Annotated in this window: 16 protein-coding genes and 1 pseudogene; 3 read left to right on the top strand and 14 right to left on the bottom strand. The window is 71.1% G+C overall.

Annotated features, from left to right (window positions below):
- The first annotated feature begins 400 nt into the window (after window positions 1-400).
- The 3 genes from ACH41F_RS12080 to ACH41F_RS12070 all read left to right on the top strand — a co-directional run bounded on the left by ACH41F_RS12080 (window position 401) and on the right by ACH41F_RS12070 (window position 2,785).
- Complete coding sequence (locus tag ACH41F_RS12080; RefSeq protein WP_398834737.1) at window positions 401-1,927, top strand: gamma-glutamyltransferase; 1,527 nt, start codon at window positions 401-403, stop codon at window positions 1,925-1,927.
- Window positions 1,928-2,050: 123 nt separating this feature from the next.
- Window positions 2,051-2,281, top strand: a complete 231-nt coding sequence (locus ACH41F_RS12075; RefSeq protein ID WP_398834734.1) for a hypothetical protein — start codon at window positions 2,051-2,053, stop codon at window positions 2,279-2,281.
- Window positions 2,282-2,422: 141 nt separating this feature from the next.
- On the top strand, window positions 2,423-2,785 hold the full coding sequence (locus tag ACH41F_RS12070; RefSeq protein ID WP_398834731.1) for a DUF6233 domain-containing protein: 363 nt from the start codon (window positions 2,423-2,425) through the stop codon (window positions 2,783-2,785).
- A gap of 110 nt (window positions 2,786-2,895) precedes the next feature.
- Here ACH41F_RS12070 and ACH41F_RS12065 read toward each other — a convergent pair whose 3' ends face one another.
- From ACH41F_RS12065 to ACH41F_RS12000, 14 genes and pseudogenes are all read right to left on the bottom strand, one after another.
- Window positions 2,896-3,915 (bottom strand): SpaA isopeptide-forming pilin-related protein, encoded by a 1,020-nt coding sequence (locus ACH41F_RS12065; protein ID WP_398834729.1) that lies wholly within the window; start codon window positions 3,913-3,915, stop codon window positions 2,896-2,898.
- An 89-nt stretch (window positions 3,916-4,004) separates the two neighbouring features.
- On the bottom strand, window positions 4,005-4,487 hold the full coding sequence (locus ACH41F_RS12060; protein WP_398834726.1) for a hypothetical protein: 483 nt from the start codon (window positions 4,485-4,487) through the stop codon (window positions 4,005-4,007).
- A 31-nt stretch (window positions 4,488-4,518) separates the two neighbouring features.
- Window positions 4,519-5,390 (bottom strand): annotated as a pseudogene (locus ACH41F_RS12055) (DUF317 domain-containing protein).
- Window positions 5,387-6,616, bottom strand: coding sequence for an ATP-grasp domain-containing protein (locus ACH41F_RS12050; RefSeq protein WP_398834723.1), 1,230 nt, complete (start codon window positions 6,614-6,616; stop codon window positions 5,387-5,389). The pseudogene ACH41F_RS12055 and the gene ACH41F_RS12050 overlap by 4 nt, the downstream one beginning before the upstream one ends.
- Before the next feature lie 55 nt (window positions 6,617-6,671).
- Complete coding sequence (locus ACH41F_RS12045; protein ID WP_398834721.1) at window positions 6,672-6,974, bottom strand: hypothetical protein; 303 nt, start codon at window positions 6,972-6,974, stop codon at window positions 6,672-6,674.
- Between the two features lie 32 nt (window positions 6,975-7,006).
- Complete coding sequence (locus ACH41F_RS12040) at window positions 7,007-8,242, bottom strand: MFS transporter (RefSeq protein WP_398834719.1); 1,236 nt, start codon at window positions 8,240-8,242, stop codon at window positions 7,007-7,009.
- The gene (locus ACH41F_RS12035; RefSeq protein WP_398834717.1) at window positions 8,239-8,757 is read right to left on the bottom strand and encodes a regulator; all 519 of its coding nucleotides are present in this window, start codon (window positions 8,755-8,757) and stop codon (window positions 8,239-8,241) included. The genes ACH41F_RS12040 and ACH41F_RS12035 overlap by 4 nt, the downstream gene beginning before the upstream one ends.
- On the bottom strand, window positions 8,754-9,593 hold the full coding sequence (locus ACH41F_RS12030; RefSeq protein ID WP_358714634.1) for a winged helix-turn-helix transcriptional regulator: 840 nt from the start codon (window positions 9,591-9,593) through the stop codon (window positions 8,754-8,756). The genes ACH41F_RS12035 and ACH41F_RS12030 overlap by 4 nt, the downstream gene beginning before the upstream one ends.
- Window positions 9,594-9,633: 40 nt before the next feature.
- Complete coding sequence (locus ACH41F_RS12025; protein ID WP_398834714.1) at window positions 9,634-10,044, bottom strand: hypothetical protein; 411 nt, start codon at window positions 10,042-10,044, stop codon at window positions 9,634-9,636.
- 10 nt (window positions 10,045-10,054) lie between these two features.
- The gene (locus tag ACH41F_RS12020; protein ID WP_358714636.1) at window positions 10,055-10,498 is read right to left on the bottom strand and encodes a hypothetical protein; all 444 of its coding nucleotides are present in this window, start codon (window positions 10,496-10,498) and stop codon (window positions 10,055-10,057) included.
- On the bottom strand, window positions 10,495-10,977 hold the full coding sequence (locus tag ACH41F_RS12015) for a hypothetical protein (RefSeq protein WP_398834711.1): 483 nt from the start codon (window positions 10,975-10,977) through the stop codon (window positions 10,495-10,497). Before ACH41F_RS12015 ends, ACH41F_RS12020 begins: the two co-directional genes overlap by 4 nt.
- Window positions 10,978-11,076: 99 nt before the next feature.
- The gene (locus ACH41F_RS12010; protein ID WP_398834708.1) at window positions 11,077-11,391 is read right to left on the bottom strand and encodes an SH3 domain-containing protein; all 315 of its coding nucleotides are present in this window, start codon (window positions 11,389-11,391) and stop codon (window positions 11,077-11,079) included.
- A 182-nt stretch (window positions 11,392-11,573) separates the two neighbouring features.
- Window positions 11,574-12,323, bottom strand: a complete 750-nt coding sequence (locus ACH41F_RS12005) for a hypothetical protein (RefSeq protein WP_398834706.1) — start codon at window positions 12,321-12,323, stop codon at window positions 11,574-11,576.
- A 17-nt stretch (window positions 12,324-12,340) separates the two neighbouring features.
- On the bottom strand, window positions 12,341-13,039 hold the full coding sequence (locus ACH41F_RS12000) for a hypothetical protein (RefSeq protein WP_398834703.1): 699 nt from the start codon (window positions 13,037-13,039) through the stop codon (window positions 12,341-12,343).
- Window positions 13,040-13,049 lie beyond the last annotated feature (10 nt).

Below are 13,049 nucleotides of genomic sequence, written 5' to 3'. Positions count from 1 at the left end.
CAGCAGGCTGACCCCCAAAGGCCCAACGTCGCGGATCACTCACTCAGCAGTTGAAGCGCGGGCTCGACTCTGACGTCAGCCCGACAGCCGCGCGTCGGTCAGCATCAGTGACTGCCGGGGCTCGGGCGGGTGGGCGGACCATGGCGCGGTAGAGGGCGGCAGAGGCGAGAAGTGATGTCAGCTCCCAGATACGCCACCACTGGCTGACATCGAACCTAGTCAGCCCAGGTCAACAGGCTGCACACGACTAACTTTGCTGTCAAAGGACAACTGCCGAGTTCTCGCCTCCCTAGCGCCGGGAAAGCGGCATCGCAGGCTGCCGGATCGCCCCCTCGCATATCAGTTGAACGCCCTGTACCCAGCGCTGGGAGCGATCCGGGCCCGTGCCAGAGTGATCCGCATGATCCCTGCACACGTCCCCGACGAGCCGCCGCTCACCTATGCCGACAGCTTCGACGTGCCGGTTCTGTTCCGTGACGGGCCTGCGGATAAGCCCAGGAGGCAGTGGCGGACGGCCAAGCACGAGACGTGGGCCGGATCGGGCGGGTTCCCAGCGACTAACGGCTGGTACGCACCGACCACCACGTGGCGGGAGATCATCAAGGCAGCCACCGAGGTCGGCCGCGACGTCACCCCGCACCTGCAGAACCAGCCGCGCTACGCGCACGGAGAACTCGTCGCCCGGGTCTCTCCGCTGTACGCCTACCTCGGCGCACACCCCGTCGAGCCCCGACACCCCGTACCGGGTAGCAAGGGCCGGCGCCTGACCCTGAACCCGGTGTACGAGTACGGCACCGAGCGCAGCGCCCAGAACGCCGCCGCTTACCGGCTGGGCATGACGATGACCGAGTGGGCCTGCCGGTCGCTGCTGGGTCTGGGGCAGACCAAGCACCTCGAACTCGGCGGCCCCATCCCCGCCCTGAGAGAAACTTTCAAGGACCCGAAGAAATCGCTGCCCGACCTGTGGGGGCGCCACGAGACGGAGGACCGGTACTGGCTGATCGAGGCCAAGGGCGGCAACGTCGGCGTCGACACGCTCCGCAAGGGGTGGGCACAACTGGCAGCCGGCAGCACGGTCCTCGGCTCGTACGCGCACCGCACCGTCCTGGTCGGAGCGGCCGTGCGGCCCGGAGACGACCTCTTCCTCACCATCGACCACAACCTGCACCCCGGCCAGCCGCCGCTCACTCCAGACGGGGCCGACGCCGACGACGAGGACACGTTGGGCCCGGGCAATCTCGAAGACCATCTAGGCGACAGCGACGACGCGCTCATCGGCGCGGCCCGCGCCCAGATGCTCGCCTACCTGGCGCTGCGCTCGGCTCCCGCCTCGCAGTTGCGCACAGTGCCCGTCCCCGCCGACCGCGCTTCCCGCCACCGGCGCTCCGGACTGACCACGCCCCTGGAAGACGCCGACCTCACTCTCGCCATGCGGGCCGACGCCCGCGGAGCAGCGCCTCACCCCGACCAGCACTCCCTGCGCGCCGGGATCCGCTCCATGGGCCTCGATGACTTCCTCACCTGCCGGATCCCCGGAACCGAGGTCCACCTCGGCATGTCCCGGAAGCTGTTCGCCGCTTGCGAGCGACTCCACGAGGAAGATCTCGCCATCGCTCGGCGTACCCCAGGGCTGCGCGCCGAGGACCAGCCGGCCGCCGCCCAAGATCTCAGCGAAGCAGCTCAGGAAGAACAACGACTTACCCAGCGCCGCATCTTCCGCGAGCAGCAGGAGGAAGCCCGTCCACGGCTTCGCCCCCTGCTCCGCGATGCCTACGAGCGGGGGGCGACGAGCGACTGGAGTGACCTGCTGCGCCGTCCCCAGGAGCCGGAACTTGACCTGGAGGGCGACGAGGGGCTTCTCGAAGCGGCGACGCCGGAGACGTACCTGGCTGTCAGCCGCTACGACCTGCCCCCAGCGCGCCCCTAGTCGCCCTGTTCGGAACCGCCGGCCCGCGCCGAGGACGCGGCCAGAGGGGAGCCCACCGCTCCTGCAGTCGCCCTCTAGCTGCAGGGATGCGCCACAAATCGAACACATGATGCAATAGTGGGTATGCGTTGCTCTGCTTTTCCCGAGGATCTGGTTGCCGCGCAGTGCGCATGGGAGCGGACGTACTGGAGCCTTGCCGACCCAGCCAACCGGCAGCGGACCACCGTCCTGCGGCGGCGTCTGCTGGAGCTGTCGATTCAGGTCTGGTGGCACCCCTACTGGCGGCAGGCCGGGACCGGGCAGCGGGCAGCGCTGCGCTCCTCGGCGCGGGAGCTGGAACCCGGGGCCAGGTAGGTGACCAGCCCGCACGGTGGCCGCCGGACAGCCAGATCCTTTCCGGCCGAGATAGCGCTGACGCTTCCTGACGGGCAGACCGTGCAGGTCCGGCTCCACGAGCGGCGGGAGGTACCCGGTCCGCACCCGTGGCGTTACCTCGTGGGCGTCCCGTCCTGGGTCGCGCGCCCGGACGGGGTCGAGGCGGCCGAGTACACGGTCTGGGTGACCGATCGGCAGCTGACGCCCATCGAAGAGGCGGATCTCTCCGGCGTGCCTACCCAGCGTCTGCCCGGCCCCCTGCCACGGGCGGCCCCTGGTTGGGTGGTCCATCCCGCGCCCGAGCGCCGGGGCCGGACCGTTGTGCACGACGCCACGTGCCGTCACGCTGCGGGCGGCGGGACGGAACTGGGCACGCTGGAGGCCGTGGACGCGCTGATGCGGGACGGGGCGCGTGCCTGCACCGACTGCGACGCGGCGGCCGTGCTCGTCCCAGCGCTCGAACTCGGCCAGGGGCACGGATAGCGGCGGGCCGCCGCTGACGCCGAAGTATGACCAGCGGATCGGCGTAGAAAGACGTGAACAGGCCCCCGGGAGTGCGTCTCGGGGGCCTGATGGCGGTGGTTGCTCTTCGGTTAGCTAGCCGTGCCGCTGTCGTCGGGCTCGGATCCGTCCGCCGTACGACGGCGGGCGACGACCAGGGTGACGACGCCGCCAGCGACGAGGAGGCCCGCGCCTGCAGCGATCCACGGTGTGGCGTCGGCACCGGTGTGGGCGAGAGAGCCCGCCGGCGTCTTCGGCGTGGAGTCGTCGGCCGGGGCCGCAGCTGCGGTGGACGAGGAGTCGGCATCCGGTGTGCTAGTGCCCGGCGCGGACGGCCTGGCCCCGCCGGTCCCGCTGCTCGGCTTGGCCGCAGGGGTAGACGGGGTGCTGGTGGGCTTGTCCGACGGGTCGGGCTTCGGGTCGGTCGCGGTCTTGGCGTTGGTGACGGTCACGGTCACCGGGGCGCCGGGACCTGCGCTGAACGTCTTGGACGGCTTGTAGAGGTCGTAGCCGGCGGGCGCCTTGATCTCCTTGACCCAGAACTGCGTCTTCCGGCTCGACACCGGTAGTTCTCCGGAGGCCGTGCCCTTGGAACTGGTGGTCAGGGTGAGCAGCGTCGAGTCACCGGTGCCGATGTTCACGGTCGCGCCGGGCAGGAGCTTGCCGGTCTTATCGTCCTTGGCCTGCAGGAAAACCTTGGCGGCCTTGAACGGGTCGGTGATCGTCAGCCGTGTGGTCGCGCCCGGGGTGACGATGACGTCCTGGTCGGCGACGACCTTGTGGAGCGGGCTGCCGGAAGCCGTCTCCTTGAGCCGGTAGACGCCCGGCTCAAGGTCGGGGAAGGCCAGCTTTCCCTGTGCGTCGGTCTTCCCGCGTCCGGCTTCCTGGCCGGCGGAGTCGAGCAGCAGGAACGCAGCGCCGGGGAGCACGTCCCCGGCCGTGTCCTTCGCGGTGATCTCGACGCTGCCCGCGTCCGGGGCCGGTGTCTCGGCGGGGGCGGCAGAGGCCAAGGGGGTCGCTTCGGAGGGCTGGGCGCTCGCGGCTGGCGCCCAGGTGAGGGTGCCGGCCGCCGCGACGGCGACGACGGCGGATCGGACGAAACGTGCGTGCACGAGGTAGTGGACTCCTTGATCAGTAGGGGAAGGTCAGCCAGTGCGGCCGACGGTGTGCGTCGCTGGCGGCAGAGCGGACGTCGGATAGCTCAGCGGGTGCGGGCCCCGACGGGGGTGGCCGGCGGGACGGGAGTGCTGCGCGGTGTACGGCCAGCCGTGCGCCTGGGCGCAGACGCGGCCCAGGCGCCGGGGAACCAGACGGCGGTGTACTGCTCGATAGAGTCGCGCAGCCCGGTGGTGACGGCCCCGTCCCACGGGGGTCGGCCGGGGCGGCGGTACGTGTCGAAGGTGCCGTACTGCTTGGTGTTCGGCCGGGTGGCCTCGTCCCGGCGGTGGAAGGTCCCGTGGTCTACGAAGCTGAGCGCCACCGCGTCGATCTCGCCGCGGTCCGGGTGGACGACCGCCACACGCAGCCCGCCGTAGGTGTCCGCGTGGATGGTGCCGGTGAAATCGATTCGCAGCCGCAGCGGTGCGCCGGGGACGGGGGCGGCGAAGTAGGTGTTGCCCACGACGGTGTGGTCGTGGAAGGGGAGGCACAGCTCGGCGAAAAACTCGGGGGCTTGCAGGGACAAGAAGGGTCTCCGGTCGGGGGTTGGGCTGGTCTTACCGGCGTGGGCCGGGCAGGGCCGGTCGGCTGGTGGTGCTCCAGCGCGGGACGCTGGGAGCGGGGAGCGCGGCCGGGCGGCGGGATGCGACGGCCCGCTGCACGTCGAGCGGGGTGGGGGCCGGCGGTCCTGGCGGAAGGATCGGGGTGAGCTCGGCCATCCCCTTGATGTAACTGAAGCTCTCCTCGCGCCACCGGGGCAGCGGAGCCGGATCGGCGACGCACTCGGTGACGGCGGTGAGCAGGGCGACCGGGGTGTCGGTGCTGGCCGTGGCGTACCAGATGGGCCGTTCGATGGACTTGCCCGCCCACAGCTGCCAGCGGGCGTCCCGCGTCGTCAGCTCCGCTTCCGGATCGAGGTCGCCGGTGGTGAGCTCCATGCCGGCGAGTCCGTCCGGGGCCTGGACCGCGAACACGCCCCAGCGCGGGCGGTCGATCTCCCAGCCCTGTTTCAGGAGCGGGACGACGGCGAGAAAGGGATCGTGCTCGTCGATGCCGGGGACCGGCCGCGCCAGGTAGGCGTCCGGCCCCTGCTCGTACGCCGTGGCGAGGACCGTGGTGAATGCCTGCACGAACTCGGTGGGGACGCGATCGTTGAAACAGACGCCCCACGCCGGCGGCCCGAACGAGTCCTTGTAAGCGTTGATGCGCCAGAGCCCGTCGTCCTCACCTTCGGGCAAGTAGCCAAGGCGCACGCGCCGGTCGGGAGCGCTCACGTACACGTTGGAGTCCTCGTCGCACTGGAGGTCCCAGCCGAGGTCGAGCAACGGGGCGAGGGCGGGGTCACCATCCCGGTGGTGGACGCGAGATGGCGCGGGGAAACATGGACGTCGCCGTCGATGTCGCGGCGCGGATCGGGCTGGTGGCTCATCGGTCCGCCCTCGTGGCGACAGTGATCTCGTCGGCGGCGGTGTCGAGGCGTTCGGTGACCTCGGCGGTGGTGCGGCCGGTGACGATGTAGAACCCGGCCCGGGCGGTGAACAGGTCGCCGTCGGGCGGCAGGAGGAGCGGATCGCCGATCTCGCGGATCCACTGGATCTGCCGCAGCCAGGGGGTGTGGGCGGCGAACGGCTGGTTGATGTGCCGTGCGGTGAGGATGCCGGAGGCGTCTGGGTAGAGCATGCGGATGCCTGCGGCCCCGCTGCGGGTCGGGGTGAGGTCCGGCGCTCGGACGCAGGCGAGGGCGGCGGCGGCCTTGGGCAGGTCGATGCCGGTGGCGAGGCGGACGAGATGGCCGATCATGTCGCCGCCGACGCGTGCGTTGACCTCGATCAGCCGGGGCCGGCCGTCCACCAGGCGCAGCTCGACATGCTGCACGCCGTCGGTGATCCCCAGGGCCTTGACCGCAGCAGCGGCGGCCGGGGCGACCTGGGCCAGGAGCGGGTCGGTGGCATCGACAGTGTGGCCAGTCTCGTCGAAGTACGGTGCGGGGCCCAGGTGCTTGCGGGTCACGGCGACTGCGGTGGTCGCGCCGCGGTAGGTGACGCATTCGACCGAGAATTCTGGCCCGTCCAGGTACTCCTCGACCAAGACGCCGGTGTCCTCGCGGCTGCGACTCGCGCTGGCCGAGGCGAACGCGAACGCGGCGGGTAGTTCTTCGGGATGGTCGACGCGGATCACGCCGATGCTGCCGGCGAACGCGGCGGGCTTGATGACGGCGGGGTAGCCCAACGTCATCGTCGCAAGGCCGGCCTCCAGTAGGGTCCGCGCCTTCATCGAGGCGGCCGACGGCACCCCATGGCGGGCGAACAAGGTGCGGGCGGTGGCCTTGTTGCGGCAAGCACGCATCACCTCGACGGACGTCGAGGACAGACCGAGCGCGCGAGCGAGGCGGGCGGTGGGAACGAGATGCCACTCGTCCCAGGTGACAACACCGTCGAGGTCGTGGCGCTCGGACAGGGCCCGGCCGGCGGCGAGAAGTGCCGCGTAGTCGCTCAGGTCGGCGACGGCGTGGTCGACGATGAACGGCTTCTCCCACGACGGCTCGGCGCCGGTGAGCAGGACGACGTCGTACTCAGCGGCCACCTGCTCAAGACAGTAGCCGCGATACGTCTCGTCGCCGGGAGAAACGACGAGCACGAGGGGACGAGCGGACAAGAAGGGGATCTCCGTATCGATGGACGGCATTACGAGAGAAGAGAGAAGGGGTGTCTCAGGCGGCGCGGCGACGGCGCAGCTCGAACGCCCCAGCCCAGTGAGGGTGGTCTTCGATCAAGCGGCGGGCGTAGAGGGCGGTGAAGTTGTTGTTCAGCCCGGCGACTCCGTACGGGAGGTGGCGGCGCAGGTCTTCAAAGAGGTCCTTGAGGCTGACCCGTGTGGCACCGGCGGCCAGGCGGCGGGCGACCATGCGTTCCAGAGCGCGGTAGACGTGCGAGTTGTGCGCGTCGAAGGCGTGGAACTGTTCGGTGGTGGTGCGACCGCTCGCGCGGTTCGTCTCGAGGACGGCGGTGGGCATGAGGGTCTCCACAGGCTGGGGATGCAGCAGGGTCAGGCACGCAGGGCGGGGTCGGTGCGCAAGCGGGCAAACGCGCAGAAGAGGCCAAGGGCCTGCAGGGCTGCGCACACGGTGATGACGTGGCCCAGGGCGTCGGGCGGAGTGAGCGCGGTGAGCACGCCGGCGACGGGGAAAGGCAGCAGGAGGATGAGGATGGTCGCCGACAGGGTGCTGCCGAACTGCTCGGGGGGAATCAGGCGGGAGCGCAGGGTGCGCAGGACGACGGTCATGCCGCCATCGGCCGCCATGAGGACCGCGACCAGGACCAGGTAGGACAGGTAGTCGGGGGCCTGGGCGGCGGCGAGACAGGCGAGCGAAGCGAGGGCGGCGCAGGCGGCGCCGACCGGCCACAGGCCCAGACGGTCGAGCGAGAACCGGCAGACGGTGACGGCCACGAGGGTGGCCGCCGCGGCGGCGGACCAGACCAGGCCGACCGCAGTGGTGGACTGCCCGAAGTGCTGGACGACGATCACGGGTCCGGCTGCTTGGAGAAGCCCGGTGGCCAGGTTGGACAGGGTCAGCCCGGTCACGAGCCAGCCGAGCGCGGGAAGCGAGCGGATGGTGCGCCACCCGGTGAGCAATCCGGCCCCGGACTTCCCCTTTGGCGCGCGGGCAGGGGCGACGGGCGAGGGGGGTGTACGCAGGGCGAGCAGCGCGGCGAGAAGCGAGAGCACGGTGATCACCGCGAGCATCGGCGGCGGGCCTGCGAGCAGGAGTACCCCGGCGAGCGCCGGGCCGGCCAGCGTCGCGGTCTGGTCGATGCCGAGCAGGACGGCCTGGACGCGGTGGGCCCGCGCCCCCGCGCGGCGGCCGGCGGCGGCGCCTGCGGTCTCGGTCGCGACGTAGCTGAACTCGGTGAGCACGCCGGTCGTCGCCGCGAGCACCATCACGGTCGCGCTCGCGACGGTGCCGGACGGGTGGAGGTGGAGCAGGACCGCGCCGGCGGCGAGGGCCAGCGCGCGTCCCAGGGAGGCGAGATGGAAGACGACGGCCGCCCCGCGCCGGTCGACGATCGATCCGGCCCACCCGAACGCCGCCAGACGCGGGATCCACTCCAGCGCGAACGCCGCTCCCGTCAGCGCGGCGGAGCGCGTGGTCGCCAGGACCAGCAGCGGGATGCCGTAGGTGGACATCGCGAACGCGAGAGCGTCCGCCGTGCGCGGCAGGTAGATGGTGCGCATCAGCCCGGCGGTGTGGCGTGCATGCCGGGGTGTGACCGCTTCGCTCACGCGACCGGCTCGGGTTCGGACACCCGGGTGACCAGGGGGTTGCCAGCCAGCCACTGGATCAGCAGAGCGCGGGGACGGGCAAGCTCCGCCTCGGCCTCGGCGTTGGGCAGGCGCGCGGCGGACGGCCGCGAGAGGCCGTCGGCGCGCTCGGTCACGAGCGAGGACGTCAGGAGGTCGAGGACGTGGCGGATGCGGCTGCTGAACTCGCAGATCGGTGCCGGGTAGGCGTGGCGTCGGGCCCAACGCGCAGCCGCGTCGTACAGGTCGGCCAAGTCAGAGCCCGACGCTGTGAGTTCCAGGCCGGCGCCGGGTGCGGTCCGGACGAGACCGTGGGCGCGGGCCGCTTCCGCAGCGCGGCGCAGCTGGTGCGATGAGAGGTCAGGGAGGGTACCGGCCAGCCGTCGCGGCGGTATCGCCCCGTTGTCGTCGATCTCGGTGACCAAGCGGATCAAGGAGCGCGAGGCCAGCAGCTCGACAGCGTTGCGTACTTCGGCAGAGGTGAAGAGGGTGGTCATCGGCGCGGACCTCCCGCCGGGATGACCGCCTTCGGTCGGGCGGTCATGGCGTGCGAGAAGAGATCGCGGTTGTGCCACGCCGGAGAGGACTCCCCCGTCCCACGCGGGAGGGTTGTGGGGGCTGGCCGGGACTGGCTGCTGACCCACGGCCTCGGCGCGGGCTTCGCCTGCGGGTGCCCCCAGACCGGATGTTGGCCCGCCTGGCTGAGGGGCTGCCCGGCGGACCACGCGGACAGAGCGCCGAGAACGGGACTCAGGCCGTCGCCCGCCGCGGACAGCCGGTAGGGCCGGCCGATGCCCTCGGTGTCGACCAGGCCGTCGGCGACGAGCTGCCGCAGCGGCGGGTACACATTGGTCCAGTCGCTGCTGGGCATCACGATCCGGGCCAGGGCCCGCCCGCTGACCTCGCCACGGGACTTGAGCACCCACAGGATTGCGGCGGCGTGCCGCCGGGTGAGCAGGGTGAGGCTGTCCTCGATCTGCTCGATCGCGGGCAGCGGGCGGGCCGCGGTCTCCAGATGATCCTCGGCCCAAGTGACGATCATCGGCAGCACCAGCAGCAGGGCGACACCACGCTCGGTGTGCCCGTAGGTCACATGCCGTGCGGTGTGTTCGGTGCGCTCAACAAGGCCCGCGTCGCACAGCGCCTTGAGCTTGGGGTGGAGCTGGCCGTTCTGCAGCCAGGACACCTTGGCCGCCAGCTCGCTGTAACGCAGCGACGGGCCGGAGAGTGCCAACAGGATCCGGACGTTCCAGCGCGGGGTGATCATGGCGAGGGCCTCGGTGACCCGGGCGATGTCGGCGTCGGTGTCGGGAGGCAGAGCAGTGATGGCCAAGGGAGGAACTCCTGTGTGAATAAGGGAAATCGCCGGCGGATCAGCGGCTGGGCGCCGTGCTCTGGGCCGGAAGAGGCGGAGCCGGAACGGGCGGCGAGGGTGTCGGCGGTGACGACGCTGGGGCCGGGACGCGGGCCAGGCTCTGCAGAACGGCGGCGACCGACTTGGCGTGCACGTCGCGCACTGCGACCGCCTCAGCGAGCCGGCGGGAGCCGTCGAGGAGATGGGAGACTTCGTGTGGGCCGATCTGCCGCTCGGGGTGGATGAGCGGGGCGAGGTGGTCGCGGTGGAAGTCGATGCTGCGCTCGGCGAGGGCGAGGGCGTCGTGCATGCAGAGCAGGGCGGAGAGCATGCCGGGCTGGTCCTGGGCGTGGGCTTCGAGGTCGGCGAGCGGCGCGCCGTACAGGTCCTCGATCCGTCCGGCTATCTCGGTGGACGTGAGGTGGGGCAAGCGGGGGCTTTCACGGTCGGCGGGCCCGGGCCGCCCCGGCACGCTGGGGTGCCGGGGCGGCGGACGGGGGCAGGGTTGCGGTGGCCCTGAGTTGTGCCGTGCGGACGGGGCGAGCCCGCTGGTCGGGCGGAGGCATGGTGCGCAGCAACTCGCCGAGGGCTGCGCGGTAGCCGTCGCGGGCGTCGAGCGCCGCTTCCAGCCACTGCGCGTCGAAGCGGAGCTTGTCCGCCGACAGTTCGCCCATGTCGCGGTCCGGATCCATGTCCGCGTGCACGCGGTCGCGGACGCGGGCGACCTGTTCCTCGGTCAGAGCCAGGAAGGAGTGCAGTTCCAGGGCACGGGCGAGGGCGGGCGAGCCATCGTGGCCGACGGCCGCCTCGTACAGCTCCGGGACCGGGTTCCCGAATACCTGCTCCAGGTCGCCGTCCATGGTGCTGGTCTTGACCCGGCTCAACGGACGGACCTTCCCGCCCGCCATGCCGACGTCGGCGCAGGTGTCCCCAGGGGTCGTTGGGGAGCGCTGGTCTGCACCGCCGGCCCGATTCGGGGGCGAAGGCGGGCGAGTCGTTCGGCGGCGAGGTCCTTCTTGCCCGGAGCGTCCGGGTCGAGAAGCCATCGCACAACCATGGCCCGGCCGTCGCGTGCGGTGACGGCGGCGTTGACGCGGTGGGCGAGGCCCATCGTCGGGTCGTCGACCTCGCTGGGCTGCGTTTCCAGCGCGGCGAGGAGGTCGTCCTCCGCGCGGTCGAGCACGGACTGGGCCTGGACGAGGAGGCCGTGCCACTTGACGACATCGGTGGCGTCAGGGTTCGCGGTCGGCGCGGCTGCGACCGCGGCCTTCAACTGGTCCATGTCCATGGCGAAGCGGGCTTCGATCCGTTCGGTGAGCACGCCCACGACATCCTCAGCGTCATCGGATATGCCGTCGGACAAAGGGGAAACTCCTGTTCTGGAAAGGCCGATGCCTGGGAAAATGTGAGAGGCGGCCGTACCCGGCAGCTCAGCCTCTTACGGGCATGTGCTGAATTCCTGTCAGTCCAGGCACATGCGGGTGTCGCGGTAGACGTAAGTGCCGGACACCCAGCCCTTAACGCCGGTCGTCTTGTCCTTGATGTAGAGCCAGTTGCCGCTCTTCTTGGAGACGCTGAACTTGTGGCTCTTGTAGAGCACGCCGACCGCGGTGGACTTCGAGCTGGCCTTGGACCGGATGGTGACGGCCTTGGCGTGCACCGCGTACGGCAGCGGCGGCAGGTCGTAGCAGCCGCTCGTGGATGCCGCAGTTACGGCGGCGGGGGCCGCGCTGGCGGCGGTGACGGACAGCACCGGCAGCGCGAGTGCGCCAAGCATCGCTGCGGATATGGCAATTCGGGTGGAGCGCATGCGGAAGGAACCTCCGTGAAGGCATAGGGATTGTGTGGAATGGCGCCGCGGGAGTTGTCCCGGCGGCTGTATAAAGAGTCCGGAGAATCGCCGGTTTGGCTAACCGGCGATCGTCGGCTATGTTTCGCTGCCCGCGTCGGCTTTGGCGCTCAGCGCGAACGGCCGGGCGGGCCCGGAGCAGGGGCCTTCGCCACACCAGAGGGGCGGCTGGCTGCGGTTGCCGGGCGGACCGGCGGGAGGGGACCGGCCTCGCCGGTAAGCCGGTCGTCGCACCACTGCAGGGCCTGGCCTACCGTGTCGAAGCCGCCCTCGCGCAGAGTGTGCGTCCACGCGTCGGTGTCGACCTCCTCGACCACGACGCGGAACGGGCTGGGGGCTCGCTCGTCCAGGGCGCGCAGCGCCACGACGGTGACCATGTCGTCCGGGTCGTCGGCGGTATAGGAGTAGCCCATGGCGTAGTGGTCGCCGTCGTACGCGAGACGCCGCTCCAGCGCACGCGTGGCCTCGTCCGCCGGCGGTGGCCCCAGCTCGGAGTCGAGGACGATGGCGTCGTGCGGGCAGCCGCGGTGGATGAGCCAGGACTGCGCCATCGCGGGCAGCGGCAGCAGGGCCTGCTCGAAGTCGAACGTGTCCTTCTCCCGGTCCCGCTTCAGGTGAACGGCGACGTACTGCGGCATGCCCGGGTGCCCGTAGGTGGCGGTGCGGTCGAAGAGGACGTAGTAGCTGTGTGCGCCGTTGGGGGTGTGGTGTTCGGCGAGGGGGACGAGCATGTCCTCGCGGACGGCGACCTGGCGGTAGAAGTCGAGGTACTTCTCCTCGTCGGCGTCGAAGTCGTCGAGCTCGAAGTCGACTTGGGGGATGGACTTCCGGGCCGGCGCCGGTTCGGTGGGTGACAACAAGGGCCTTTCGGTGGGGTTCAGCGCCGCTGCGTCGGAGTGGACGGCGATGTGCCGGGGCGGGCCGGGACCTTCGGCGCCTGGGTGGTAGGCGTCCGTCGGGCGGCGAATAGTGCGGCGCGTCCGGCGCCGGTGAGGGCGACTGGCTGGCCGGCGTGCACCGGGTGGTCGGGATCCCGGACGACCAGGCCGGCGTCCTCCAGTCGCTGGAGCTTGGCGTGAGGGATGCGGGTGCCGGAGGCGGCTGTGACGGACATCCGGCCGGTCAGCAGGTGTTCGTAGAGCTTGGCGCCGCCAGCGATGGCGAGCAGCGCCGCTTGGTCGTCCGTCGAGAGCTGCTTCGCGTCGGGCGCGGAGGCCGCCGCGGCGGCCTCGATGGGCTCCAGGGCGGCGAGCACCTGCCGGGCAGCGGCGTCCCGTGCATCGCTGGCCTCCTCCAGCTGGTCCACGGTGCGGTCGATTCGCGTGAGCAGGGCGTCATCGACGTCGAACTCGCCGCTGGAGAGGCGGTTGAGGAGGCGGAGGTAGAAGGTGACGCCGGTCTGGGTCTTGGCCAACTCGCGGTGCTGGTCGACCAAGTGGGCATGTGGCTCGTCGAGGACGCCGCGGTCGCGGTAGGCCCACAGGGTGTCGATGTCGTGGCCGGTGACGGCTTCGAGGCGGTGGTCCAGCGGGGAGACCACACGCCGGGCTGGTGCCGGCGTGGGTTCAGGGGGCATGGGCGGGGCT

It is taken from the genome of Streptomyces sp. NPDC020489 (genome assembly GCF_044386545.1).
Classification (GTDB): Bacteria; Actinomycetota; Actinomycetes; order Streptomycetales; family Streptomycetaceae; genus Streptomyces.
This window is presented reverse-complemented; position numbering and strand designations above follow the sequence as displayed.

What these genes read in the sequence shown, in the direction of transcription:
- ACH41F_RS12080 (WP_398834737.1), top strand. Translation starts at nt 401, where the DNA reads ATGATCCCTGCACACGTCCCCGACGAGCCGCCGCTCACCTATGCCGAC.
- ACH41F_RS12075 (WP_398834734.1), top strand. Translation starts at nt 2,051, where the DNA reads ATGCGTTGCTCTGCTTTTCCCGAGGATCTGGTTGCCGCGCAGTGCGCA.
- ACH41F_RS12045 (WP_398834721.1), bottom strand. Translation starts at nt 6,974, where the DNA reads ATGCCCACCGCCGTCCTCGAGACGAACCGCGCGAGCGGTCGCACCACC.
- ACH41F_RS12035 (WP_398834717.1), bottom strand. Translation starts at nt 8,757, where the DNA reads ATGACCACCCTCTTCACCTCTGCCGAAGTACGCAACGCTGTCGAGCTG.
- ACH41F_RS12010 (WP_398834708.1), bottom strand. Translation starts at nt 11,391, where the DNA reads ATGCTTGGCGCACTCGCGCTGCCGGTGCTGTCCGTCACCGCCGCCAGC.
- ACH41F_RS12000 (WP_398834703.1), bottom strand. Translation starts at nt 13,039, where the DNA reads ATGCCCCCTGAACCCACGCCGGCACCAGCCCGGCGTGTGGTCTCCCCG.